Here is a 26,490-nt window from a genome sequence, read left to right on the forward strand (position 1 = left end):
AGTTCCTGATGTGTGCACCAGAGATTGTTTCACGTGAAACATTGTAAATACATATCTTATTTTACATTTAACTGAAAAACCATGCTTCGTTGCTTACCGATGTCACAGGTTAATACCCGAGTTGATCGCTGAGGGTATGTGACATAAGAGAGAGGTATCCAAGAGAGGTATCTGAGACAGCTATATTCGGCAGCATCTTAGCCATGACCTTATTCAGTTGTTGCTAATCCTAGTGGCTGATTTCTTAGTGGAGATTGTTTGCAATGTTTCACGTGAAACTATCGACGCGGAATTCAATAATCTAGATCACGGTTGTTGGAGTACATGTGAAAGAATATGGCACTAGCTTCTATATCTTCATTAGGAAACGGGTAGTCTGTGATCTCTTTCTTAGAGTCCTTTATGCAACCACACTTACACCTGGTAGAATACGACGCTTATCGGTTAGTAAGACCTATCGCTTAACAATATAAATACATTTTTATAATTTAAAAAGTGAGAAGTGTCTATTGAATCCGTAATATTGACTTCTTGTAGAAGGGCAGGCTTTGAATATACAACAGGCAAGATTAAAGCACGCAACTACGTGAGCCAACAATCAACAAGGTAATAGTACCTCCCAGACAATAGAGATGTTTCACGTGAAACACTACTCTGCAGTACAGTTGTACAGGGTCCCTCGCCAAGAGGTTTAATAGGAGCGTTGAAGCAGTGTTATAACCGCTATCCAACAGGTTGATGTATTCATTGACAAGTCCCATGAATAGTATTGCATGCATAAGTGAGGTAGTGAATTTATTGATTCCCGACTTTTAAGTTATGCACAATTTAGACCACACAAATGAATTATCCACATTATCGTTTGTAGACCATGCCGCCTTGTGGGTAGCGCCAGAATTGTCAATAATCACAAGGCAAAGCTAATAATCTATAGAAAGGGTCAGCGATCGAGGCACCGATGTAACTATCCACACTTATCCACAGTTATGAACAACGGCTGTGTGTAACTAGCGGTTATTCTGACATGTCCAACTAGGACGGGAAAATTGAGTTGTTATCAAAAGGAGGAAGGTTCGTGGCCGCATCGAAGAAGGTGAAACCCGTTACGAGAAATACCTCGGATAGCGGTGAGCAAGATACGCCGAACGCATCAGGTATGGAGTCGGCAACGGATATTCTGAATCGAATATTCGCTGACGGGGCAGGTTCGGTGTCCGGTGCGGAAATGGCAGATCTTTCTGCACGTTATCAGGCCTTACGCCAGGCTCAATTCCCTCATCCTTCAAAAACCCGATTCATTGCCGTTGCCAATCAAAAAGGCGGGGTAGGGAAAACTACGACCACAGTCAATCTGGCATGCGCGTTTGCTGAATTCAATGAACAGGTGCTTGTCATCGATATGGATCCACAAGGCAACGCTTCTACTGCATTGGGTGTGGCCCATGAGTCTGGTACACCATCAACATATGATGTGCTCGAGGGTCGTCTTGGGATCGATGACGTTAAGGTGGTTTCCCCTGAATTCCCCAACCTCGAGGTGGTCCCATCTTCTATTGATCTAAGTGGTGCTGAGCTGGAAGTTGCGGATATGCCCAACCGTAATCAGCTGATGAAAAAAGCAGTTGCCGACTATCTCAAAGTCTGTCACCAACACTATGACTATGTTCTCGTTGATTGCCCACCTAGCCTCGGACTGCTAGTTCTGAATGCCATGTGTTCAGTCAACGAAGTATTGATCCCAGTGCAAGCTGAGTATTATGCTCTTGAAGGACTGCAACAACTACTGCATACTATCGGACTTGTTCAGCAAAGTTATAATCCTTATCTCGTAATCTCCACCATGTTGTTGACGATGTACGACAGGCGGACGTTGCTCAGCAAAGAAGTGTTTGATCAAGTCAAGGAACACTATCCAGAGATAGTGCTGAATACGACCATTCCGCGTTCTGTCAAAATATCTGAAGCTCCCAGCTTTCGGCAAAGCGTTGTCACCTACGACCCTAAGGGAGCCGGCGCTATCGCTTATGAAGAGGCAGCGTTAGAAATCGCGCAGAGATCCGAGCAAGTGCTGGAACATATTGCCAATAGAAGACAGGGGGAGTGAGGACATGACAAGCCGTTCACGGTTAGGCAAAGGCTTGGGGGCTCTATTCCCTGCCCTGCCAGGTGAAGATGATGAAACCAATGCTGACAATAGTCGGCGAGAAGATAACAAAGTACCAAATCCAAGCAATAAGCAGCCTGCTCTTCAAGGTTTGGGTGCGGAGTCGAATGGACGAAAGCGCCTAGAGAAGGACGACACAGCAAAAGGCGAGACAAAACCAGAAAGAAGAACTAGGCATTCGGATCCTGCTAGCTCAAACCTCGCGGATTCTGAAAGATTGTCTAAAAGCGGTCGTAAACATACCAACACAGGACAAAAGCGAGTAAGTATTTCCAAGTCCCTCGACGGTGATGTTTCACGTGAAACATCACCGTCGAAGAGGGCTACCAAGCGTAGGTCTGTCCCATCCATCAGCAGCTTGGAGCATCCGAGCGATCTATTCTTCGGTTCTACGACGACAAATGTTTCACGTGAAACATCGCCGATTGCGGGATCGATAGAGGCTGATGATCTTCGGACAAAGGAAACTCGGCAAAGCATTAACCGAGCAGCTACTATCGACAATGATAGTGGGCTAAATAAAGCGGAGGGCAATAGCCAAGAGGAGCTGAAGCCTGTCCAAGGCGGGTATTTGGCTGAAGTGCGTGTGGACGACATTAGGCCCAATGCTCAGCAACCGCGGCAGATTTTCGATGAAGATGAACTGTTGGAGCTGTCCCGCTCCATCAAGGAAGTCGGTGTATTGCAGCCCATAGTGGTGCGAAAATCAACTTTTGCAGACCGGCCAAGAACAATCGAGGATAAAACAACTTCAGCTGCCAGTGCAGGAGGTAAATCCGAAGCATTTGACACTAAGACTAGTGAAGAGCAATCGGGCCAGCATTTAAACCAGAGAAACGCTAATCTGGGGCAAACAACACATTATGAAATCATAATGGGCGAACGTCGGTGGCGTGCTACTAGGTTGGCTGGCCTAAATACCATACCTGCAATTGTGAAAACAACGAGCGATGACGCCATGTTGCGTGATGCATTGCTCGAGAATCTCCATAGAGTAGCTCTTAATCCCTTGGAAGAAGCAGCGGCTTATCAGCAAATGATCGATGAGTTCGGCTTGACTCAGGACGGTTTGTCTAAGTCAATCTCCAAGTCCAGACCTCAGATCACCAACACGCTTCGATTGTTGAAGTTGCCTCCAAGTGTGCAGAAAAAAGTAAGCTCCGGGGTGTTGTCAGCTGGACATGCCCGTGCCCTACTTACTTTGCCAGATGAAAAATCCATGACGGCTCTGGCAGACAAGATCATTGCTGAAGGACTGTCGGTAAGATCTACGGAGGAACTCGTAGCATTGCAGACCGGGCAGACGAAGAAGAGAGCAAAAAAGCCTAGGGTCAACGCATGGGTAGATAGTCCTGTACGCCAAGATTTGGAAAGCCGCTTTGATACAAAGGTGGCTATTAAGGGCACTAAAAAGCACGGGAAAATAGAAATCGTGTTTTCTTCGCCTGAAGATATGGACCGCATTGTTGCCATACTCCTGGAAAAGGATCAATCCGCGAGTAATAGCAGTCATTCAGGCGACAAAGGCTGGGTTTGATCCCATTCTGAAATTGCGGCCGCAGGGATTGCTCAACCAAACCCTGCCGATAAGGCAAGCGATTGTTTCATCGCTCAATTTGGTTTTGTATGAGCTGATGAGCAATCGCTGCATTTGTCTTAAACCCGGGATGGCTGAATGCCGTTAGTATGTGCCATTCTCTGCACAGATATATCGGTGTTGAAAGGCTGTGTGCAATATATCCGCTGCCAGACTGTCGGATTCCGAATGACTGCTAACCGAGCAACCAGATTATGTTGCGGGCTCACGACATCAGATTCGATCGGTATCTCAGCTCTTTAGCTGTCATAGATGGATGAGTGCCTCCAATAGTGGGGGCGTGCGGTGAGTCGTTGACCAGCCAGCCAGCTAGTGGGGCATACTGGAATGGTTGCTTATGCGTGTGTCAGCTAGATAGGTGAGTCTTCACCGCTTAAAGGTGGTTCTAGAGCAAGCATCGCTCTTGTCTGGTAGGGCGATAATATACCTGAGCTGGCAGGGCCTTTAGAATTTTCGATGTGGCGAGGGGGGCTGGGTTGTGCAATGTCTCCTCAACGGGGAGCAGTTATTTCAGTGGGGGCGATAGTAGCAGCTGTAAGGTCAGTGATGTTCCTATTGAGCGTGCTATTCCGTCGTGACCATTGGACAATTAAGGGCAGCTGAATAAACGGCTGTGATGGTCAATAAACGATGTGCCTGGCAATCGTAAACTGCCAGGCACGTAAATTCTTGTTTACAGGGCGGATCAGGCTTTATCGGTTATCCAGGCTCGTAAGATACTCTTGAGCATCCAAGGCTGCACGACAACCCATACCGGCAGCAGAAATGGCCTGACGATAGATCTTGTCAGTTACGTCACCAGCGGCAAAGACTCCGGGTACTGAGGTTTTCGTTGACCCACCCTTGACCAGGATATAGCCGTCCTGATCCAGGTCGACTTGGCCATTAAAGAAAGCAGTCTGAGGGGTGAATCCAATGGCAACAAAAACTCCATTCGCCGGAATATTGGACTGCTGACCTGTTGCTGTATTGCGTACATCCAAAGAGGTTACGCCGCTACCATCGCCGTTGATCCGCGTGACGACTGAATCGAGAAGGAAGCTGATCTTGTCATTGGCCTTGGCTCGATCCACCATGATTTTTGAAGCGCGGAAGCCTTGGCGACGGTGAATCAACGTGACAGAGGAGCCGAAACGGGTCAGAAAGTCTGCGTCACTCATGGCAGAGTCGCCGCCGCCAACGACCACGATCGGCTTATTCTTGAAGAAGAATCCGTCACATGTGGCGCAGTAGGAAACCCCTCGCCCAGAAAATTCGCGCTCTCCGGGAATCTCCAACTTTCGATATTGCGAACCAGTGGTGATAACGACTGCTCGAGTTTGGTATTCTTCACCGCCATCGGTGGTGATCCGTTTGATGTCTCCACTCAAGTCAACTGAGACGACATCATCGTATTCGATTTGAGCACCAAAATGTTCGGCCTGCTCGCGCATCTGATTCATCAGATCCGGTCCCAGTACAGCTTTTGGAAATCCTGGGAAATTCTCCACTTCTGTCGTGTTCATAAGCTGACCGCCGGGCGTTAGGGCTCCAGCAATAACGAGGGGAGCATAACCGGCTCTGCCAAGATAAATGGCGGCGGTGTAACCCGCTGGTCCGGACCCTATGACAATGGCATCGTGAACAGTTTGCTTCATAACGCTACTGTATCCATGCATGATGACCGGGTCACACGCGGTGGGCGAAAAGGATCCTTACTTATCTCACTGTAAGTCCGTTCCTGACAGAGCAGGCTATTCTTAAACCATGGAGAAAACCGTGATAGTGGCTATCGTAACCAATCTTGGGACGATTCTGGTGCTGATCTGGTTTATGCTCCGAGTTGATCGGTTACTGCGGGAGCATCCCAGCCATCAGACAGATGATAAGGATGAGGATGACAGCTGGCATAGCTGGCGTTTTTGGAATCCTCCAAGCTCTGATGACAATGAAGACAAGTTGGACGCAGATTCTCTGGTAACAGACAAAAGCCTTGGAGCTGATGATGATATGACAGTTAGGTCTGCCGACCGATATACATCCTCGACTCAAGAAGAACCGGGTGAAAGTTCTTCGCGCGCATCGGACAAGGGCGAGGAAAGAGGCGGAGATAAGTAAGGCATATTGAGCAAGGCCGCAGACTGTTCAATCATAGTGGGGTGCGGTTTCGATTGTTTGTTTGATCTTGTGAAATGCAGTCCCTGAACAAGGACAGATTGATGCACTTGGATATATTGATCCACTGATTTGCAGAGTAGTTATGGGCTTGTATCTATAGGTCTTGAAGCGGGCACGGGGGAGCAAACCGCGTCAGCACAATATGACTCGATAAATGAATTCTGATAAGAAGATCATGCTCTCAGCGAGGGCGATGAACAAACTAGGGCAAATGAACTGGGATAACAATGCCTAGGATCGAATGATAATTCGCAGGTGAAAACACAGCTTTCGCTCTCAGTTCGTGACGGCATAGTCGAAATGGCCTGATTTTCGATGCTTTAAAAGCAGCATCGCCTATATGCCGCCTTGCGGGTTTTGATGAGATATCTTGGTGAGATAACTTGAGCAACATGATGCGAAACTTGTTGTGATTGCAACCCTATGAAGGCTGTCTTCATTCTCGCTCGATCATATCTTTATTCGACTAGCACTTTTAACGGGAGAATCCGTTGCCGGTCATAGACCGCTATATCGCGTGAGGCCCTCGCTGGAGTTGATGACGTAAGTTGATCACCTCGGAATGTTTCACGTGAAACATTCGATATCGACTGTGTTTGTATTCAAGGGTGTGTATCAATACTGCGGTTTACTGAGCGTGGAGTCTTGGAGGATGACCCAGTTATTGCAGCATCGACAATTCATTAGTCCGCGTCGCTTCCGCGAGTGAGTCTTGTCGGCAATATAAAAGCCGGAACCTGATTGAACATGCCTTTCGGGCAATGTTGGCCTTGGCTGAGTAGTAGAGAAGAAGTTGAGAATACAGCAGATGTGGAGAGGCGAGCACATCAAATAGAGGGAAGGAAATAACCGACAATGAATGGTGAATGGTGAACAGCCGTCATTCGATGGCCGGGAAACGATGCTAATGAGAATATGGTGCCTGCCCTGGGTGCTATCCGCTCGGCCTGTATTGCAATCCGTCTATATTGCAGATCCGCCTGGCGCATATTGCACGAATTGCAAACTATGCACCAGGCGGACCTTGCTCGTGCCAGTCGAACGATAGGCGGGACCAAAGGGGCTTTAAGATATCAATTGGTTCGCTTTTGATTCAAAACCGATTGAACCAATGCCGTGTATAGCTCTGGCAGATTGTAACCAGCGGCCTGCGCTGACTGTGGCAGCAGCGAAGTGTCCGTCATGCCGGGCGCCACATTGGACTCCAGGAATTGCGGCTGACCTTGGGCATCAACAATGAAATCGGTTCGTGAAATATCGCGGAGCCCCAGAGCACGGTGAGCAGTCAGTGCGGCATCGCTGACAGCCTGCGTGGTCTTGGCATCCAGTCGGGCTGGAACATAGAACTCTGTCGGGCCGGGTGTGGAACGAGCTTCGAAATCGTAGGTGCCTGAGGGAGTCCAGATTTCAAGCGGAGGCAGCACCAGGGGGTGTCCGTCAAACTCGAGGATGGACACAGAGACCTCGGTGCCCGTGACAGCCTGCTCGATCAGCGCTACATCACCATAGGCAAAGCAGTTGATCAGCGCCTGAGTGAGTTGGCTCTGTTCAGTCACCATGGTGCAGCCCATAGCTGAGCCGCCCATGGTGGGTTTGATGAAGAGCGGAAGTCCTAGCGAGCCGAGAAGCATATCGATAACGGGTTCGACACCCAGTTCGCGGAACATGGATTCGGGCAGCGTCACGGAATGCGGAGTGTGCAATCCGGCCATGCGGACAACGTTCTTGGCGATGGGCTTGCTCCAAGCGGTCCGTGAGGCCTTGGCCCGGGATCCGATGTAGGGCAGTTCCGCCATCTCCAAGACATCGCGGATGGAGCCGTCTTCGCCGTTGGCGCCGTGCAGCAGAGGCCAGACCAGATCGGGGCGGGTCGACTCGTCGGTCAAGTACGGCAGAAGCGAGCCATCCATGTCGTGGACGTGGACTGTCCACCCGGCCTCCTCCAGGAATCCCTGGACCCGATGTCCTGAGCTGATGGAGACATCACGCTCATGGCTGAGGCCCCCGCAGATCACCAGGATCGACTTATCAGCACGCTTGGTGGCCTTGCTGGCCAGGGAGGTGACATCGTCCATGGTGACTGGCGTAGCCTCACGGATGGAGCGATGTGAGGTCCGCCTGGCTTTTTTGGCCACTTCGCCAGCAGCTGTGGCTGAAGTGGTGGCCGCAGTGCTGGTCGGGCTTGCGACCGTGGTCGTCGTCGCGCTCGCGGTTGCCTTGGTCTTGCTGGCCGCCGCGGTTTTGCCCCCGGTCTGCTGCCGAGGTGTCTTGCTGTGCTTGGGCGCCATGATTCAGCCCCTTTCCTTGCCGCTGTCAGGCTCGAACAGCCGGACGGTGGCGAGTTCGTTCTCGATGACTGTGGACAGTCTGCGTATTCCTTCCCGGATCCGATCGGGGGTGGGGTAGCAGAAGGACAGGCGCATGTGATCCGCTCCCTCCCCGTTATCGTAGAAGGCTGTGCCTGACACGTAAGCCACCTTGGCGGTGATCGCTCTGGGCAGCATGTCCTTGGCGTTGAGCCCCTGGGGTATCTTCAGCCAGATGTAGAAGCCGCCCTTGGGCTTGAGCCATGAGCAGTAGGGCAAATATTTTTTCAAAGCCTCGTCCATGGCATCGCAGCGTTCCTTGTACATCCCTCGGTAATCATTGATCTGCGATTTCCAGTCGAAGTTGTCCAGGTAGGTGGTGATGGTCATCTGGCTCATGTTGGAGGGGCAGAGAATGGCTGACTCGTTGGCCAGAACCAGCTTCTGTCGGATGCCAGGAGGCGCAACCATCCAGGCCACGCGCATGCCCGGGGCGATGATCTTTGAGAAACTGCTCAGGTAGACAATGCCCTCGGAATCGTAGGAGCGCAGGGCCGGATAGGTCTGGCCGTCGAAGGCCAGCAGTCCGTAGGGATTGTCCTCGACAATAAGCACGTGGTACTTTCTGGCGATCTCGATGATCCGCGGCCGCCGCTCGACGCTCATGGTGGCGCCGGCAGGATTGTGGAAGTTGGGTACAGTGTAGAGGAATTTGACTGCTTTGCCTTGGCGGCGCTGTTCCAGAATGGTCTCCTCCAGAGCCTCGGGAATCAGTCCGTTTCCGTCCATGGCCACGTTGACCACATCGACCTGGAAGGACTGGAAGACGCCCAGGGCACCCACATAATTAGGTGCTTCAGCCAGCACGACATCGCCGGGGTCGCACATAATTCTGGTGATCAGATCCAGTCCCGACTGGGAGCCGTTGACGATAACCACGTCATCCGGTTGGACATCCTTGATGCCTTCCAGCTCCATAATGGGCAGCACATCCTCGCGCAGGTGGGGATCGCCCTGTGCTGACCCATACTGCCAGGCCACCTGGCCCTTGCTCCGCAGCATGTCGCCAAGCTGATCGGCCAGCTTATCGAAAGGCATCCGGCCCAGGTAGGGCATGCCGCCGGCCAGGGAGACTACCTCGGGCCGGTTGGCCACAGCGAAGAGGGCGCGAATTTCGGAGGCGCGCATCTGCTCGGCCCGTGCCGCATAGGAGCTGTACCAGGGATCGTTCTTGATGACCTTGGATGCGATATTGGGATCATCCGCCATAACTGACTTCCGCCTTCCTGCCGCCGTTGTCTAAGGAAACTGTATTACCTGCAAGGGCTTTGTTGGAGGAAAAATCCAACACATTACCATTTCGGTACACCCATGGTCGGAACCCCGCCTGGGATTCCTGCCAATTTTCCAGGAACTTCCAATCCTAGCTGCTTTGAAGATCGGCAACAGCACGGCAGCGGTAAGGATGAACAGCCAAGTTTTTCGCCAAGGACGTGTGACGGACCTGCTTAGAAGGCCTGGACAGACGTGAAGCGTAGGGAGTTGCCCGGCATGCCGTCCATGGGCACCCAGACGACCAGGTCCTGGGTCGTGACCGGTTCACGCAGGGTGACCTGGGTGGTGCCCGAGGGATCGAAGCTGAAGTCGGCCAGCGGCTGCCCCTGGTTGGGCTGGGCCGCTGTGGAGTTCGCGTAGATCTGAGCATGGCCGCCGCTCTGGGGCATGACGATGGTCAGGCGGGAGACTTCCTCCGGCTTGGTCAGGTGCATGTACCATCCGAATCCCTGCAGGCCGGCGGGCTTGTTCAGGAAGAGCTGCCGATCCGACTGATAGGCTGTGGTGTTCTTGGGCTTGGGCGGATCGGGGACCTTCTTGGCCTCCTTGTCGGCATGGCTGACCTTGTCGGCTCCGGCCTTGGCCTTGCCGTTAGCCTTGGCCTTGCCATTGCTGGAAGTTGTCGCCTCCTCGTCCCCATCAGTCCCACCGGGGAAGGGGACGTTGGACATGACTGGCCAGCCGCCCTCCTCCTTGCCGACGTTGGGCCGGGAGCCGGAGATGGTCGAGACCGCCCAGACCAAGGCCACTACGATGATTGCGGCCGCTACCGCAATAACTACAGAGCGAGTCGTAAAACGGCCGAATAGACGGGTGTCGGCCATGTCTGTCTCGTCATCCAGATCCTCGTCCTGGCTATCGTCCGGAAGTTCCGAATAAGTCACTGGCACCGGCATGGAGTGAATCTCAGGCGTGAAGCTGGGGGGCAGGGGCTCCATGACCGTGGTCTGCTGCTCTTCTTCATCAATATCGCGCTTCTTGGGAGATCGGGGCGCTCGCTCGGCATCCTGATTCGAGTGGGCATTCTGCCGCTCTTCGTATGCCTGGTCGGTCGAGCCGCTGGCCACGCGGGCATGGGTACTGTCGGGTGCTTCGGCCCCATCCTCGCGCCGGGCGTGTGAGTCTCCATTGCTCTGTGGGTCGGTCTGCGAGGCGGCCCGGCTGGATGCCGCCCTGGCCTGACGTTCGCCAGTCTCGTCGCCGGACTTGTCGAAGTCCCACTGGGAGAAGCCGCGCTCCACGGGGTTGTCGGCGGTCACGCCGCTGCCGCTGATGGCCTCAGGCGGCCGATGCTGATCGTCGCCCACGGTCGGCATCCGCCCGGTCACTGCCTTGGACTCCTCGTCATGTAGGGCAGCGGGCCTGGCAGTCGTCGTCCTGAGTGCGCTCACATCCATGGCTGCGGTCCTGCGGGAGCGGCTGTTCAGCGAGCGCAGCCGCTGGCGTTCGTCGAAGAGCGAGAAGAGGTCGGTGTCCGTATCTTCGGGATTGAGCATCTCGATTTCGCCCCGGCCGGGGAAGAGCAGTTGGTTGGTCTTCCAGTGCGGCTCATGATGGGTCACAGTCTGTGCGGCAGGCAGGGCTGAGGAGGTCAGCCCATCGGGCAGGGGCAGCACATCCTTGGGATCCACCGGTCTCAGAGCCACGGTCTCGATGGATGCGCGGCCGTCCATCTCAGGCCAGATCAGATCGCTGTCGGTCAGTTCCTCGGGAGGGATCCAGGGGCTGAGCAGTGCCGACAGCTCGGCCAGAGTGACCAGAGGCACTGGCTTGGCTCCCTGGCCATCGGCCAGTCCCAGTCCGCGCATGCAGATGATCCTGAACTCCTCGGGCGTGTGCTTGGGAAGCTCTTGCAGGCTGGGCTGCCGCCCGTCTTGGTCGGGCCGGCGGGTCAGCATGGCATAGAGCACGCCAGCCAGTTCGCGTATGGCATGCTCCTCGTCCGTCAATCCCATCTCGTTCGGGACTGCCGGGTGCGCGATCATGGGCGAGATGGGGGCATCTGCCAGGGTGATGGAGGCCGGCGCCAGCCTGATGGTACTGGTTGAGACGGCATAGTCGACCATGCCGGCGGCATGCAGGGTGCGCATGGCCTCGGTGATCTCGCCCATGATGGTGCCTATGGCCCGGTCGCTCAGCGTCTCGCCGGCGGGCCCGTGCATATAGTCCCTTAGGGACATGCCGGCATCGGGAGCGGTGACGATCATGGAGACCCCGTCCCGGGTGTGCAGCTGGTAGACCGGGGTGAATCGGCGATCCTTGCTCAGCGCCAGGCCGGAGGCGTTGACGTTGATCAGGTCCATGCAGGTCGAATCGCCGACGATGAAGAGCTGGCAGTCCCTGTCCAGAACCTTGTCCTTGGCCCGCCAGACGCTCAGGCCGTTGGCACGGCGGAGCAGGGTGACCAAGGTGTATCTGCCGAGGATGGTGTCTCCGATATGCGCGTTCATGCTTGCCGAGCTCTCATCAGAAGTGGGGCGTCGCCTGTGGTTGGCGATGCCGTGGTGGACCGTGCTGTTCCTAGGCACAATCCTAACGGGTTGCGGGGCCGGAGGAGCCGGAGGGGGCCCGGCCGTCGCGGATTCTCCATCAGTGCCGGGCTCGCGGGTCTCTTCGAAGTTCTCCAGAGCTGCGTCCATGCCAGGCTGGGTGGAATCGGGAGAGGAGGAGTGCACCACCCTGACCGAGCGGTCGGCCAGCCTGGAGGGCCGACCCTCCAAGGCATCCAGGCTGCGGACCGGGTGCCGGGCCGTTCTGCCCAGACGGCGGGCCAGGTCGACCATGAGCTGGGTGAATTCCTCGGTGCGCAGCGCAACCAGGGTCACGGCGTAGATGGCCGCTGTCAGCAGGGTGATGACCACGCAGATACAGAGCGCCTGCACCCAGCTCATGTGGCCCTGCCGGTCCTGGACCCAGGCGCCGACCAGGCGGGTCAGCGGAGTCTTGACCGTCAGGGAGGCTGCCAGAGCCAGGCCCGCCGCTAGGAAAGCCTTGGCGTACGTGCTGAGAATGCGCCGACCATCCAAATAACCCTGGAATGGCCTGCGCAGCATGCCCGCCAACATGGGGAAGCTGAGGATGTTGCTCAGGGACAGGCTGAGTCCCACCAGGGCCGCCCAATAGCGGGGAGGGGCCAGACGGATGGATGCCAGGACCAGCACCACCTGGATGGTGTTGGAAACGGCCGCGAAGATGAAGGGATGCCGTCCGTCCTCGAAGGCGTAGAAGGTGCGCTGAATGAGCAGGAAGGCGCTCATGGGCACCAGCCCCAGGGACAGGCCTATCAGGGGTCCCGAGATCAGGACTGCTTCGTGGACGCCCACGGAGGGCAGCAGGGCACGGGTGATGGGCACCGGAATGGCCAGCATGACCGCAGTGAAAAAGAACATCATCAGCCCGACATTGCGCAGGGCCTGGCTCAGATCCTCGCGGGCATCACCGATGCGGCCGTCCGAAACCGCCTTGGACAGCTTGGGGAAGATGGCCGTGCTGACGGAAACGGCCACCAGGGAGTATGGCAGGATGAAGAGGGTGTAGGCGTTCTGGTAGGAACCGTTGCCGGCGATGTCCAAGGGGTTGCCCTCCAGGGGGGCGCCGTTGTTGATGCGGGCGTTGATCACGTTGGCCAGCTGGTCGATGACCACCACACCCATGCTCCAGGCGGCCACCGAGCCCATGGATCGCAGGCCGATGCCCCGCAGACCCCAGCGCGGTCGATAGCGGAAGCCGCTCATGATCAGGGGGATGAAGAGGACCAGCGCCTGGAAGGCCACCCCCAGGGTCCAGGCTCCGGCAGTCAGAGCCACCTTGCCGTTGTCCCAGAAGCCGACCGGCTGGCTGCGGGCGTTGCCGAACAGGAAGATGAAGACCAGGAAGCCCAGGCAGCTGATCAGATTGGCGCCCACCGAGCTCCAGGCGTATGCGGTGAACCGGCCTTTGGCGGCCAGGATCTGACCCAGGACCGTGTAGAGCCCGTAGAAGAAGACCTGGGGCATGCACCAGAGGGTGAAGGAGTTGGCCAGGGCGCGCTGCGCGGGGTTCCACTTGGAGTTCAGATAGATGGTGGTCAGCACCGGGGTGCCCAGCATCAGCAGCAGGGTCAGCAGGGCCAAAAGGACCATGGCGACCGTGATCAGCTTGTTCAGCCGGTCAGCTGCGTCCCGCTCTTTGAGGGTGCGCACGATCTGCGGAACCAGGACGGCGTTGAAGATGCCGCCCGAGATCAGGGTGAACATGACCTGGGGGATCATGGCGCCGGTTTGGTAGGCATCAGCTGCGATCCCGGTGGTGCCGATGGCGGCTGCCAATAGGATGGTGCGGATCTGCCCGGTCACCCGGGATGCCGCGGTGCCCGTGGCCATGATGGCGGAATTGCGCCCTACGGAGCTCATTCGTCCGGGTCCTTCGTGCGGTGGAACTGCCGCCAGAGCCCCAGGAGCCCAAGCAGTACGGCGAAGACAATGATGAGCAGGCCGCTCATGTCGCTCAAACGCAGGTTGCTGGTGATCTGAGCCCGGCGCATCTGACCGAAGGGACGGCCCTGGCTGTCCAGCAGGCCGATGTCCACGTTGGCCCTGCCGGCCGTCGCCACTCTGACCTTAAAGGTCACCTGGGCCTCGGAGCGGGCGGGAATGACTACATCCGCCATGCGCGAGGTGACGATCTCCATGGAATCGGTGCGGGCGCTGATACGGGCGTGGACCGGGTAGGGATGGCTGTTGCTGACGGTGACGGGCATGGAAGCCGTCTCGCTGACCACGTTCAGGGACTCGCTGGGCGTGATGCTGATGCCGTCCAGGAGCCGGTGGGATATGGCACCTGCCTGATCGGCCAGGCCGGCGGCGTTTGCGGTTCCGCCCAGGGACTTCAGGGCTAGATCGTCGTGGGCGGCGGTCAGCCGGTTCAGCCACTGGTGCGGATCCTTGGGCTGGCGGGCGGTGGTGTCAGCATCCTGTCGGGCCAAGGCCTGGCTGTCGGTCTTGCCGGTCGTGGCGCTGGCGGTGGGCTGGGAGGCCTGCTGACTGTCGGCCAGAATGGAGGAGGCGAACCGGTCGATGTCCACCCTGCTGGCGATTAGAGAGTCCAAGGTGGCTGTCGAGCTGTCGCCGTGCTTGGCGCCGTCCTGACCGTCATCGGCTTCGAGGGCTTTGAGCAGGCCCGATGAGCCGCCGGTGAAGTCGGGTGCTCGCATCAGATTGTCCATGGGTTCCAAGTGGATCCAGGGAGCGTGCTCCAGCTCGGTCATGATCCTGTCCGCCTGCTGAGTGTCCTGATCGGCATCGAAGCAGACCAGGAGGGAGCGTTCGGCGTAGGGCTGTTCCATCTGATAGAAGGCGCTCTGGGCCATGAAGCGCGCCGTCTGCCCTGCCTGGGTCTGCTCCCCGGTGGCTCGGGTGGAGCTGGGGTTGCCCCTGGCCAGGTTGCTGAGTTCGCGCTGGGCCGACAGGACAGTCACCTTTCCGGCCTGGGTGTCGATGGTGTACTTGCCGGTGTGGGCGGAGGTGCCGGCTCCCACCTCGAAGCCTTGCGGGGCAATGACCGTCTGGTAGCCGGCGCGGCGGGCTGCGGCGATGGATTCCATGGTCCACTCCTGCTTGCCCTGCCAGGCGTATGTGCCGGAAGCGGCATCAGGATAGAGCTTGGCTGCAGTCTGGGCGCTCCAGGACTCGGGGGTGACTCCGGCCCTGGCATAGCGATCCTGGTTCTGGGAGGCGTATCCGGTGATGTCGAAGTCGGCTGGCTGAATCAGCCCCTGGATCTTGGGGCGGTTGGCGAAGGCTGACAGGTAGACCGGATCGCCCAAGGCCTGCAGGGACCCATGTTTAGCCAGCAGCTGGCTCTGATCTTCCTGACGGCGGCTCCCTTGACGGGTCAGTGTCACGCTCTGGTCTTTATCCTTGCCCGGGCCTGACTCGGATTCGGCACCGGGCTGGGTCATCAGCGCTGTCATGGCCTTGTCGTCAATATTCCAGTCCGAGGAGATCAGCGGCATGACCATGGTCAGCGACAGGGCGGGTGTGCCTGCAGTGGGCAGGCCATCCCATGTCCGGGTCAGAAAGGTGAACACGTCACCCAGGACCCGACTCTGGCCGTCGCTTAAAGAAAGCCGGACGGGTTTGGGCCCCCAGCTGGTCATCTTCCTGATCGCATCTTGATCAGCCGGCACGTTGACTGAAACCTCGATGCTCTGCCCGGCCGGGATTGTCGGTACGCTCTGAGTGCCCAGCACGTCCGGGGTGGGGATGCGGGCGTGGCCTTCGGACCAGGCCTGCATGTCGGCCCGGGAGCTGAAAGAGTACAGGGCGCTGGTGGACACGCCCAGATGAGCATTTTCCATGGGCTGGTTCGCGGTGTTGGTCACCGTAGCGCGCAGGGCATAACCGGATTTGTCGGTTACCACAGGCGTCGACCAGCGCAGAGCCACCTCGGCCGAGTTCTGATGATTGGGGGCAGCCAGGGCCGGTGTTGGCAGCCAGGGAGTCATCACCAGGGCTAGCAGAAGGATGATCGCCGGTAGGATTCGAGCCCACCGGGCCCATCGGTTGAAGGCATGGGTGCGCTGGCTGGTGCGCCCGCTCGGGCGCAGGGGGGTCTGGATCATGGCTGTTTTTTGTACTTCCTCGCGTAGAGCCAGGCTATTTTACGCTCATTAGGGTAACTGAGCACCGAGGTCAGGTCGGAAAAGTCCACCCAGATGGCATCTTCGGCCTCATGATCAGGGTCGCCCTCCACGCTCAGGGATCCGCCGATCATCCGCAGGACGAAATGGTGGACCAGCTTGTGGACCCGTTGGTTGGTTCCGGTGAACCAGTAGTCGATGGTGGCGATGGAGTCGGTCACTCTGCCCAGTATCCCCGTCTCCTCGTGGACCTCGCGCACGGCCGTCTGCTCGGGTGTTTCCCCCTTCTCGATATGCCCCTTGGGCAGGCACCATTCCAGGTGGCCCGAGCGGGAGTGCCGGGCGATGATGGCCACCCGGTCGTGTCGGTCGAAGATCAGTCCACCCGCTGAATACTCGCGCACTACGGGCAGTTCCTGGGCATCCAGGGAGGCAAAGGTGGAAGGCCCTGAGGCATGCTTATGCCGGGGCATGAGGGCAGGCGTGGGTATGTCGTCCTCGGTCTGTATGCGCTCGCGGACCCGCGGATCCAGACGTTCGCTTACGGTTTCCACAAGGTGGTCCTGCCCCTGCTGTCCGCGGGCATGGGTGTCCGCAGAGTCGGCGCTATGTGCAAGCATGCGCGCCATGTCCGCGGGCGTAATCATACTCCAACTTTACGTAAGGTAATGTGCAGGTGGGGTAACGGTATGCTAGTAGGCGCATCAACTCCGTAGGAAAGGGTGAGCGTGGATTTCCAAGTCTGGCCGGAGGCCATCGAGCTCGGGCGCCTCTTCGCCGAGCAGGGATTTGAACTGGCGTTGGTAGGGGGTCCTGTACGCGATCTGCTCCTGCACCGGCCCTCCCACGACCTGGACTTCTGCACCTCGGCCCGGCCCGAGCAGTTCGAGCCCATCCTGCGTCACTGGGGGTCAGGCTTCTGGGACATGGGGCGCAAATTCGGCACCTTGGGCGCGCTGCGGCGGCGTCCTGACGGCACCGAGGTCAAGGTGGAGGTGACCACCTACCGGCGAGACACCTACGATCCCGACTCCCGCAAGCCCGAGGTGGACTATGGGGACAGCCTTGAGGGCGACCTTTCGCGGCGCGACTTCACCGTCAACGCCATGGCCCTGCGGGTGCCCGACCTGGTCTTTGTGGATCCCTACCGGGGGGCCAACGACCTGGCCAAGCAGGTGCTGCGGACCCCGGTGGACCCCCGTCAGTCCTTCGATGACGACCCCCTGCGGATGATGCGGGCCGTGCGGTTCGTGGCCCAGCTGGGATTCACCATCGCACCGGAGACGGCCGAGGCCATCACCCGCATGACCGATCGAATCAGCATCGTTTCGGCCGAGCGGATTCGCGACGAGCTGACCAAGCTCATGCTGTCCGACCACCCCGTCCAGGGTATCGAGGCCCTGGTGCAGTCCGGCCTGGCTGACATCGTTCTGCCCGAGGTCCCAGCCCTGCAGCTGGAGATCGACGAGCATCACCGGCACAAGGACGTCTTCGAGCACACCCTGATGGTGGTCGACCGGGCCATCGCCCTGGAGACCGGACCTGACGGACCTGTGCCCGCCCCGGACCTGACCCTGCGACTGGCCGCCCTGCTGCACGACATCGGCAAGCCCGCCACCAGACGCTTTGAGCCCGGTGGCAAGGTCAGCTTCCATCATCACGACGCGGTCGGGGCCCGGTTGGCCCGCAAGCGCCTGAAGGCCCTACACTTCGACCACCACCTGATCGCCGACGTCTGTGACCTGATCTCCATGCACCTGCGTTTCCACGGCTATGTGGACGAGCGGTGGACCGATGCGGCCGTACGCCGCTACGCCCGGGAGACCGGTCCGCTTTATGAGCGGCTCAATCGCCTGACCCGGGCCGATGCGACCACCCGAAACAAGCGCAAGGCTCAGGTCTTCTCATCCGCCATGGACGAGTTGGAGGACAGGGTGGCTCAACTGCGTCGGCAGGAGGATCTGGACGCCATCCGGCCCGACCTGAATGGGCAACAGATCATGCAGATTCTGAACCTCAAGCCGGGACCGCAGGTGGGACGCGCCTATCAGCACATGCTGGACTACCGCCTGGATCAGGGCCCTGTCGACCAGCAGACAGCCGAGCAGGAGCTGCGGGACTGGTGGCAGAGCCAGGACCAGGGCCAGGCCTGACCTGCATTCTGCGGGTTCGGATGCCCGCATTATATGTGGAAGGTGCTTGCATGGTCATCAGGTGCCAGGCTGGTATTAGCTGTGATTGTTGTACGGCCCGGACTGTTGCTTACTTGTGTGAAGTGTTCATGCTGCCTGTCGTGCGGGCCTGCTTTTGGCGGCTTTTGGCGGCTGTGGCGGCTCCTGCGGTGAGCAGTCCTATGGCGAGCAGAAGGAGCATGCCGTCGCCTCCGGTCAGGGGCAGGCTGGCGATGGACAGGTACCGGTAGGTGTTGCCCTTGTCGGTTTCCTGCTGTTTGCCGTCCTGGGTCCAGTCGATGGCCACGGGCGCCAGCCCCGGCGTGTAAGGGGGAGTGGTCACCTTCCAGGTGCCGTCGGGGCTGGGCTTGAGGTCCTTGCCTGCGGCGAGGCACGTGCCCTGCTCCTGATTCTGGCCGAAGCATACGCTGGTGGTCTGCGGCTCTCCGGGGAAGCCGACCGGTCCCGGCCGGCTGGCCGGCCAGGCGTTGGAGGGGGCGCGCCCCAGCTGACCGTTGCCGTTGTTTCCCCAGGTGTAAAGCTGGCCGTCGGAGCCGATGGCTGCGGAATGATACCATCCCAGGCCGGATTGTTTCCAGGCGAATCCCTTGGGCGCCCCCTGGGGCTTGCTGACCAGGGTCGGCGTCTGCCGGTCGGTGGTGGTGCCGTCGCCCAGCTGGCCGCTGATGTTCCATCCCCAGGCGTACAGGTTCCCATCGGATCCGGAAGCTACAGAATCCCCGTCGCCGAGGCTGGCTTGTGCCCAAGTGAATCCATCGGGCTTCGCGATCTGAATTGGCGTGTGCCGGTCGGTGGTGGTGCCGTCGCCCAGCTGGCTCTCGGAGTTTCTTCCCCAGGTGTACAGGCCGCCGTCGGAGCCGATGGCTGCGGAATGATGTTCGCCTAGGCTGGCTTGTGTCCAGGTGAATCCTTCTGGCGCTCCTTGGGGCTTGCCGATTTGCACTGGCATGTTCCGCTTGGTGGTGGTGCCGTCGCCTAGTTCGCCGTACTGATTGTCTCCCCAGGTGTAGAGGTTGCCGTCGGAGCCGATGGCTGCGGAATGCCAGCCGCCTAGGTTGACCTGTTTCCAGGTGAATCCTTCAGGTGCGCCTTGGGGCTTGCCTATCAGGACCGGTCTGTTCTGGTTGGTGGTGGTGCCGTTGCCGAGCTGGCCGTACTCGTTGTACCCCCAAGTGTAGAGGTTGCCGTCGGAGCCGATGGCTGCGGAATGAAAGCCACCCAGGCTGACCTGTTTCCAGGTGAATCCTTTGGGTGCCCCATCGGGCTTGCCTATCAGGACTGGTCTGTTCTGGTTGGTGATGGTGCCGTTGCCCAGCTGGCCACTGCCATTGTCTCCCCAGGCGTACAGGTTGCCGTCCGAGCCGATGGCTGCGGAATGCCAGCCGCCGAGGATGACCTGTTTCCAGGTGAACCCGTCCGCCGCCCCCTGAGGCTTGTCGACCAGGGTCGGCCTGCTCCGGCTGGTGTTGGTGCCGTCGCCCAGCTGTCCGTCGTCGTTGCCTCCCCAAGTGTAGAGGTTGCCGTCTGAGCCGATGGCTGCGGAATGGTTGTAGCCCAATCTGATCTGGTTGAATCTGATGCCTCGCTGTGCGGGCGGAGTCAGGGTCACCTCGGTGCCGCCGGTCTCGGGCCCATGGTCCGGGCTGATGGACCAGTGTTGCGTGTCCTCCCTGGTCCAGTGGGCGGTCAGGGTGGTGTCATGGGTGACTGGCTGGCTGAAGTCGTAGGCGACATCGCCTTGGAACCAGCCGTCGAACAGGCAGCCTTCGGCCCTCGGGTCCGGGTAGGGGCGTTCCGCCTGCCCGTCCTGGGTGACGGACTGGCTGGGCGGCATGCCCGTGGGGGTGGGGCAGGAATCGTTTTTTGAATTGAAGCCGACTTGGTATTGGGGGGCGATGTACGTGTATTGCAGGTGATCGTCCGGCTGCGGCCCGTTCCGGCTCCAGCCGACCGTCACGTCCACGCCCCCCGGCTCATGCTTGGGCGTGGATACCTGCCAGGTGCCGTCTTGGTTGGCCGTGATCCCTGTGGCCTTGGCCTGGCCGAACAGGACGCTGGTGGGCGTGACGGCGCCGGGGAAGTTGACCATGCCCGGCCTATTCCAGCTGGTGGTGGTGCCGTTGCCCAGCTGGCCGTTGCCGTTGACTCCCCAGGTGTAGAGGTTGCCGTCCGAGCCGATCGCTGCGGTATGGTTGCATCCTGGGATCGTGTATTTCCAGGTGAACCCGGCGGGTGCGCCTTGTGGCTTGCTGACCGGGATTGGCCTGCCCCGGGTGGTGTTGGTGCCGTCGCCCAGCTGGCCGTTTTCGTTGCTTCCCCAGATGTAGAAGTTGCCGTCCGAGCCCAACGCCTCGGTATGCCAGTCGCCTAGGTTGACGTGTTTCCAGGTGAACCCGGCGGGTGCGCCTTGTGGCTTGCTGACCAGGGTCGGTGTGTGCCGATCGGTGTTGGTGCCGTCGCCCAGCTGGGTTCTGTAGTTTTGCCCCCAGGTGTAGAGGTTGCCGTCCGAGCCGATTGCCGCGGAATGCTGCCAGCCTATGCTGACCTGTTTCCAGGTGAACCCGGCGGGTGCGCCTTGGGGCTTGTTGACCAGGGTCGGCGTGTGCCGGTCGGTGGTGGTGCCGTCCCCCAGCTGGCCGCTGAAGTTCCATCCCCAAGTGTAGAGGTTGCCGTCCGAGCCTATAGCTCCGGAATGATTGCAGCTAAGGCTGGCCTCTTTCCAGGTGAATCCTGCGGGTGCGCCTTGGGGCTTGTCGACTTTGATCGGCCTGGTCTGGTTGGTGGTGGTGCCGTTGCCCAGCTGCCCATACTGGTTGTTTCCCCAGATGTAGAGGTTGCCGTCCGAACCGAATGCTGCGGTACTCAAGTCGCCTAGGGTGAATTGTTTCCAGGTGAATCCTGCTGGCGTGCCTTGGGGCTTGTCGACCGGGGCCGGTGTGTTCCGCTTGGTGGTGGTGCCGTCGCCCAGCTGGCCGCGGCCGTTTTGGCCCCAGATGTAGAGGTTGCCGTCCGAACCGAATGCCGCAGAATGGTCCCAGCCTATGCTGACTTCTTTCCAAATGAATTTTTCCGGCGTGCCCTTGGGCTTTTTGACTTGGACTGGTGTGGACCGGTTGGTGTTGGTGCCGTCGCCCAGCTCGCCAGCGCCATTGTCTCCCCAGGTGTAGAGGTTGCCGTCCGAGCTGATGGCCGCGGAATGAAGGCCGCCCATGCTGAGCTGGCTGAGTCTGATGCCGCGTTGCGCGGGCGGGGTGAGGGTGACCTTGGCGCCCCCGGCTATGGGTCCTTGACTGGGGCTGATGGCCCAATGGCCGTCTCCCTTGGTCCAGTGGGCGGTGAGGGTGATGCTGCCGGTGACGGGCTGGGTGAAGTCGTAGGCGACGTCGCCTTGGAACCAGCCGTCGAACAGATATCCGTCCCTGGCGGGGTCGGGGCTGGGCCGACTGGCCTGGCCCCCGTCGGGGATGGTCTGCCTGCCAACGCTGCCGCCGCCTGCCGTGTCGAAACTGACCGTCCAGGCTGTGGAGGACCGGGCCTGGACGGCATCAGCATCGCCGGCAGTGTCGAGCGTGGGTGAGGAAGGCATCGGGGTCGTGTGGCTCAGGGGCGAGGACGTTGGCAGGGGTGAGGACGTTGGTGGGGAGGACGTTGGTGGGGAGGAGGACGGCGATACGGCCTGCGGGCTATCATCCCCCTGCTGTTTGTCCAGGGTGGTGGGCGTGACTGCTTCGGATGGACTGCCGGTGCTCCCGGCCAAAGCGGGTGTGCAGGACAGGGCTAGGAGAAAGGCCAGGGCTGCTGCTGCCATGCCCGAACGCTGACGCATGATGAGTCGACCCCCTTCTTCGCAGAGCCTGCTACAGCATCCCCCGGACATCGCACTCAAAACTGTAGCAAAAAGCTGTACTAAGAAACTGTATCAAGTCCCCAAACATCCACGACCCCAAGGTGTTACACCTACTACCATACCATGCGCGCAAACGCCTCCGGTTGAAGGTTCTACAACAGCCGGGTCCGCGCTCCTGGGCGGGATGCCAGGCCGGCAACATTGCTGCGGTGTCAGGCCTTGGGAGCCTTGGGCAGGTTCTTCAGGGAGGAGGGGTCAGCCAGGCAGCCCTTGATGGCTTTGATGTTACGGCCTACGACAGAGGTGCTGTCCTCGTCGTTCAGATCGGTAAAGGTTGCCCCGATGACCACATCGATCAGATCGTCGCTGCGGTCGTCCATGACCAGAACGGCATCGTTGAATTGGGACCCCACCGTGTAGCCGCGATCAATGGCCGAGGCACCGAAGCGTATCTGGGTACGCGCTGTCTCGGTCTTGCCCGGATAGTCCGCCACATCCTGCATGTTGAATCCCCGATTGCGCAGGGCCGACGCCAGGGCAGTGGCCAGACCGGACTTGTTGGTTCCGTTGAGCACCCGCACACGGATGTCGGGGTGGTTGACCAGCTTGGACTTGTCGGGCGGACAGGGCACGGCGACCCCATAGTTGGGCTTGGCGATGGTGGCGTGTTTGGCGGTATGCCCGATGGACCCGAAGATGATCAGACCACAGATGACCAGGATGACCACCAGGGCGCTGACGGCTATAGTGAAGACCATCTTCTGCCGCCGTCGTACGAACTGCCTGCGGGCCTCGCGTTCGTCGAGTGGTTCGGGATTCGTCATGTTGTCTACTCTACTGTCCATGGGTGACTCGCAGGGGGACCATCCTGGGCAGGACTGGCGAGTCAGCCTCAATGATCCTGTCCACGGCATTCTGCTCCCGCCAGAGTCTTATCAGCGTAGCCGCCTGGTCTAAGTGAGGAACCATAGCCACCACCGATGGGCCAGATCCTGAGACGAAAGCCGGCCCTGCCCCTGCCCGCCTGGCCAGATCCAGAGCCAGGAGCGAGCGTGGGTGAAGAGCACAGGCGGTTTTTTGCAGGTCGTTCAGGTCGCCGGGGCTGGGGCCGATTGCGTCGAAGGCCTTGTATACCTGGGCCGTGCTCAGCTGGTCTTCATAGGCGCCGATCAGCAGGCGGCCGGTCAGTCCGGCATTGCGCAAATTTCGAGCCTCCGCGCTGGTCGGATCCAAGGGCTCCAGAACCTGGCCGAAACCCGAGCCGTGGCTGAGGCCACCATGCAGGCAGAAGGGCAGGTCTGCACCCAGGCCGGCGGCGATCTCATCCAAATCAGCCGCGCCCAGCTCCAGCTTCCAGAGCCGGTTCAGGCCCAGCATGGTTCCGGCCGCATCCGTGGATCCCCCGGCCAGCCCGGCACCCACCGGTATCCGTTTAATGATGCGGATGGCCACATCCGGCTGGTGTCCGGTGGCCTGAGCCATGGCTAGAAGGGCCTTGACAGCCAGATTTGCATGGGGATCAGCGTCATTGTTGGCCAGATCGCCCAGATGCTCCCCCTCCATGTGCAGCCGGAAGCCACTGCCAGGCTCTCTTGGGCGCAGTTCCACTCTGTCCAGGATGCTTACGGCGCTGTAGATGGTGTCCAGGCGGTGACGGCCACCCCAATCCGCTCGGGCGGGTCCGACCCGCAGCAGCAGGTTGATCTTTGCCGGGCAGTCCAGGGCGATCCCCTCCCTGCTGACGGCCGGGCTCACGCGTCCACCTCGCGGCCAGCCCGCTCCAGGGCGGCGAATTCCGCAATGGTCATGGTCTCTCCGCGTCGGCTCGGATCGATGCCTGCCGCCTTGAAGGCCTCGGGGGACACCAGGCCTTTCAGGGCGGCATGCAGGGTCTTGCGGCGCTGGCCGAAAGCAGCGTCGATCAGAGCGAAAACCCGGATCCGGGTGCGCTCGTCCTCGCCGATGTGCCCTTCCTCGTCACGGACAAAGGAGACCAGGGCCGAGTCGACATTGGGAGCAGGCCAGAAGACGTGACGTCCGATCCTTCCCGCTTGGGTGGCACGGCCGTACCAGGCCAGTTTCAGGCTGGGGGCGCCGTAGACCTTGGAACCCGGGCCAGCCGTCAGACGATCCGCCACCTCCTTCTGGACCATGACCAGGAACCGGCTCAGATTGGCGAACCGGGCCAGGAGGGTCAGGATGATCGGAGTGGCTACGTTGTAGGGCAGGTTGGCTACCAGGGTCAGGTCGGCGGTTCTGCCCGCGTTGTCTGCCAGCTGAGGGGTCAGGGTCAGGGCATCCCGGTTGATCACGGTCAGCCGGTCCAGGGCTTCCGGCATGCGCTCGCTGACGGTCTGAGGCAGGCGCCGGGCCAGTCCGGAGTCGATCTCGTCGGCGGTCACCAGGCAGCCCGCCTCCAGCAGCCCCAGGGTCAGGGATCCCAGACCTGGACCCACCTCCAAAACGGACTGACCGGGTTTCACCCCTGCCAGGCGGACGATCCTGCGGACAGTGCCTGGATCGATAACGAAGTTCTGGCCCAGACGCTTGGTGGGATGGATGCCCGCTTGGTCGGCGATGCGTCGGATATCGGCGGCACCCAGAAGGCGGTCGCTCTCGCTTCTAGTGTTCATGTCGGTTCGCTGCTCGTGAATGTAGTAGGAGGTCAGTACCAGTTGTACTGCTCGGAATGGTGCCAGGCCGTGCTGGGGTTTCCGTATCGTTGGCCGATATACCAGAGGCCCCAGTCGATTTGGATGGCAGCATCGTCACGCCAGTTGGCACCGAATTGACTCATTTTAGAGCCCGGCAGGCTTTGGGGGATGCCGTAGGCACCGGAGAGGTTCTCGGCATCCCATTGCCATCCTGATTCCTTGTTCCAGAGTTTCACCAGGTCATCGAATTGCGAACCTGTCCACCCGCGCTGAGCGGCTGCGCCCGAGGCATAGGCTTGGGCTACGCCGGGTCCTGCATGCCAAAGGCCGCTTGGCGGTGGGCTTGGCGATGGCGACGGGGCTGGTGTGTTTTCGGCCTGGCTCGGGGGATCCGGCTTGGTCGTTGCATTCGAGCCTGATGGCTGTGATGCCTGTGGTGGCGTGGTAGTGGTCGTTCCCGACTGCGCATCCTTGTTCGGCGAGGCGCTTGGCGAGGAGGTGTCCTTGGCGTGATCGGATCCCTTGTCCTTGGACTGCTGCCCGCTGTTCTGCCCCTCCTTTGGCTTGTCAGGGCCGACGGCCACCACCTGGTCCACTGGCATGGCCACAGTCTCTTCCTTGACGACCTGCTCCGATTCTGCCTGTCCGTCCACATAGGTGACCTGGATGGTCTGCAGACGCTGGCCGGCTACCCCCTCCTGTCGGATCTGGGTCTGGCCTGGCGCCAGGCTCGGGTCGACCACGGTACGTGTAGCAAAGGCCAGGGGGATGGTCTTCTGGGTGTTCCCGTGGGTGACCCGTCGGACACGCAGCACGGTTGCGCCTTGGTCGTGCTCCACGCTGACCCGGTCCTCCTTGCCCAGCACAATGCCCTTGGAGTCCAGGATGGAGGCAGCCGGAAGCTTGCCGTCAGGGGCCACCGAGGTCTTCCCGTCGGCCACGACCGTGACCGGCCCCGCCTGGTTGATGACCAGACCGCCTGTCAGCTGGTTGTAGACGTTGCCTATATCCACGGTGACCTTCATGGCCTGCTTGCGGTTCTCCTCGAAGAATCCCAGCAGCTGGTCCATGCTGGTGGCCGTGGTCCAGAAGGGCACCCGCTGGCCCTGGATGACGATGGTGGTCTGATAAGCGGAACGCACGGTGACTGCCGCATGGTTGCGCAACTGGCCGCCGGAGCTGGAATCGACCAGGTCGTGGGTCTTGACCTTGATCCCCTGCTGGCGCAGCAGGCCGTCCACGCTGTAGGCGTAGGTGGTCACCGTTTTGGTCTGGCCGTTGACGCTTAACGCCACGCTCTTGCGCGCGGTGATGCCGAAGGTCAGAACCATGGCCAGAACGACCAGGAGTGCGCAGGAGGCCACGCGGATCCTTCTGAGCACGACGAAACGCCGCGGCGTCCAGCGTCTGGCCATGTGCTCGCCTCCCCGTTCCTGCCTTGTGCGTACCTGGCAATTCTAGCGGCGCGGGCATGGAGCCAAGCCAGACAATCAGCAAGGTCGGGCAAACATCCACATTTGTCACAGACGGGTGGCCACAAAAAAGCCGACTTGGCCGTCATCGGTCAGTCGGCTTTTCAAGACCCGGGCCCTGGGGCCGGCGGATCAACGTCAAGAGGA

The 26,490-nt window shown here is 59.5% G+C and carries 15 protein-coding genes; 4 read left to right on the forward strand and 11 right to left on the reverse strand.

What is annotated here, in order from left to right; all coding sequences use genetic code 11:
- Positions 1–1,156: 1,156 nt before the first annotated feature.
- Together FPK30_RS00180 and FPK30_RS00185 are read left to right on the forward strand one after the other, a co-directional pair.
- On the forward strand, positions 1,157–2,104 hold the full coding sequence (locus FPK30_RS00180) for a ParA family protein (protein WP_186279330.1): 948 nt from the start codon (positions 1,157–1,159) through the stop codon (positions 2,102–2,104).
- Positions 2,105–2,108: 4 nt separating this feature from the next.
- Positions 2,109–3,701 (forward strand): ParB/RepB/Spo0J family partition protein, encoded by a 1,593-nt coding sequence (locus FPK30_RS00185; RefSeq protein WP_144084812.1) that lies wholly within the window; start codon positions 2,109–2,111, stop codon positions 3,699–3,701.
- A gap of 752 nt (positions 3,702–4,453) precedes the next feature.
- Here FPK30_RS00185 and trxB read toward each other — a convergent pair.
- The gene (trxB, locus tag FPK30_RS00190) at positions 4,454–5,398 is read right to left on the reverse strand and encodes a thioredoxin-disulfide reductase (RefSeq protein ID WP_144084813.1); all 945 of its coding nucleotides are present in this window, start codon (positions 5,396–5,398) and stop codon (positions 4,454–4,456) included.
- A 109-nt stretch (positions 5,399–5,507) separates the two neighbouring features.
- On the opposite strand from trxB, the gene FPK30_RS00195 reads away from it, so the two are divergent.
- Positions 5,508–5,858, forward strand: a complete 351-nt coding sequence (locus FPK30_RS00195) for a hypothetical protein (RefSeq protein WP_144084814.1) — start codon at positions 5,508–5,510, stop codon at positions 5,856–5,858.
- A 1,133-nt stretch (positions 5,859–6,991) separates the two neighbouring features.
- Here the strand turns inward: FPK30_RS00195 and FPK30_RS00200 are convergent.
- The 5 genes from FPK30_RS00200 to FPK30_RS00220 form a co-directional block, all read right to left on the reverse strand.
- Positions 6,992–8,206 (reverse strand): D-alanine--D-alanine ligase family protein, encoded by a 1,215-nt coding sequence (locus FPK30_RS00200; RefSeq protein ID WP_144084815.1) that lies wholly within the window; start codon positions 8,204–8,206, stop codon positions 6,992–6,994.
- Positions 8,207–8,209: 3 nt separating this feature from the next.
- Positions 8,210–9,493, reverse strand: coding sequence for an aminotransferase-like domain-containing protein (locus FPK30_RS00205; protein WP_144084816.1), 1,284 nt, complete (start codon positions 9,491–9,493; stop codon positions 8,210–8,212).
- A 239-nt stretch (positions 9,494–9,732) separates the two neighbouring features.
- Positions 9,733–13,950, reverse strand: coding sequence for a murein biosynthesis integral membrane protein MurJ (locus FPK30_RS00210; protein WP_144084817.1), 4,218 nt, complete (start codon positions 13,948–13,950; stop codon positions 9,733–9,735).
- Positions 13,947–16,160, reverse strand: coding sequence for a DUF6049 family protein (locus tag FPK30_RS00215; RefSeq protein WP_144084818.1), 2,214 nt, complete (start codon positions 16,158–16,160; stop codon positions 13,947–13,949). The genes FPK30_RS00210 and FPK30_RS00215 overlap by 4 nt, the downstream gene beginning before the upstream one ends.
- Complete coding sequence (locus FPK30_RS00220) at positions 16,157–16,798, reverse strand: NUDIX hydrolase (RefSeq protein ID WP_415873691.1); 642 nt, start codon at positions 16,796–16,798, stop codon at positions 16,157–16,159. The genes FPK30_RS00215 and FPK30_RS00220 overlap by 4 nt, the downstream gene beginning before the upstream one ends.
- Positions 16,799–16,906: 108 nt before the next feature.
- Between FPK30_RS00220 and FPK30_RS00225 the strand changes: the two genes are divergently transcribed.
- Positions 16,907–18,331 carry a CCA tRNA nucleotidyltransferase gene (locus tag FPK30_RS00225; protein WP_144084820.1) on the forward strand — a complete coding sequence of 475 codons (1,425 nt, stop codon included), beginning with the start codon at positions 16,907–16,909 and terminating at the stop codon, positions 18,329–18,331.
- 109 nt (positions 18,332–18,440) lie between these two features.
- Here FPK30_RS00225 and FPK30_RS00230 read toward each other — a convergent pair whose 3' ends face one another.
- The 5 genes from FPK30_RS00230 to FPK30_RS00250 form a co-directional block, all read right to left on the reverse strand.
- Entirely contained in the window at positions 18,441–22,196 is a 3,756-nt protein-coding gene (locus tag FPK30_RS00230; protein ID WP_186279304.1) for an RCC1 domain-containing protein, read from the reverse strand.
- Between the two features lie 233 nt (positions 22,197–22,429).
- On the reverse strand, positions 22,430–23,041 hold the full coding sequence (locus tag FPK30_RS00235; protein ID WP_029676096.1) for a LytR C-terminal domain-containing protein: 612 nt from the start codon (positions 23,039–23,041) through the stop codon (positions 22,430–22,432).
- A 10-nt stretch (positions 23,042–23,051) separates the two neighbouring features.
- On the reverse strand, positions 23,052–23,972 hold the full coding sequence (locus tag FPK30_RS00240) for a 4-(cytidine 5'-diphospho)-2-C-methyl-D-erythritol kinase (RefSeq protein ID WP_144084823.1): 921 nt from the start codon (positions 23,970–23,972) through the stop codon (positions 23,052–23,054).
- Positions 23,969–24,850, reverse strand: a complete 882-nt coding sequence (rsmA, locus tag FPK30_RS00245; RefSeq protein ID WP_144084824.1) for a 16S rRNA (adenine(1518)-N(6)/adenine(1519)-N(6))-dimethyltransferase RsmA — start codon at positions 24,848–24,850, stop codon at positions 23,969–23,971. Before rsmA ends, FPK30_RS00240 begins: the two co-directional genes overlap by 4 nt.
- A 32-nt stretch (positions 24,851–24,882) precedes the next feature.
- Positions 24,883–26,286, reverse strand: a complete 1,404-nt coding sequence (locus FPK30_RS00250) for an aggregation-promoting factor C-terminal-like domain-containing protein (protein ID WP_144084825.1) — start codon at positions 26,284–26,286, stop codon at positions 24,883–24,885.
- Positions 26,287–26,490 lie beyond the last annotated feature (204 nt).

The sequence above is a fragment of the Bifidobacterium apousia genome (assembly GCF_007559275.1).
In the GTDB taxonomy this organism is placed as follows: Bacteria; Actinomycetota; Actinomycetes; order Actinomycetales; family Bifidobacteriaceae; genus Bombiscardovia; species Bombiscardovia apousia.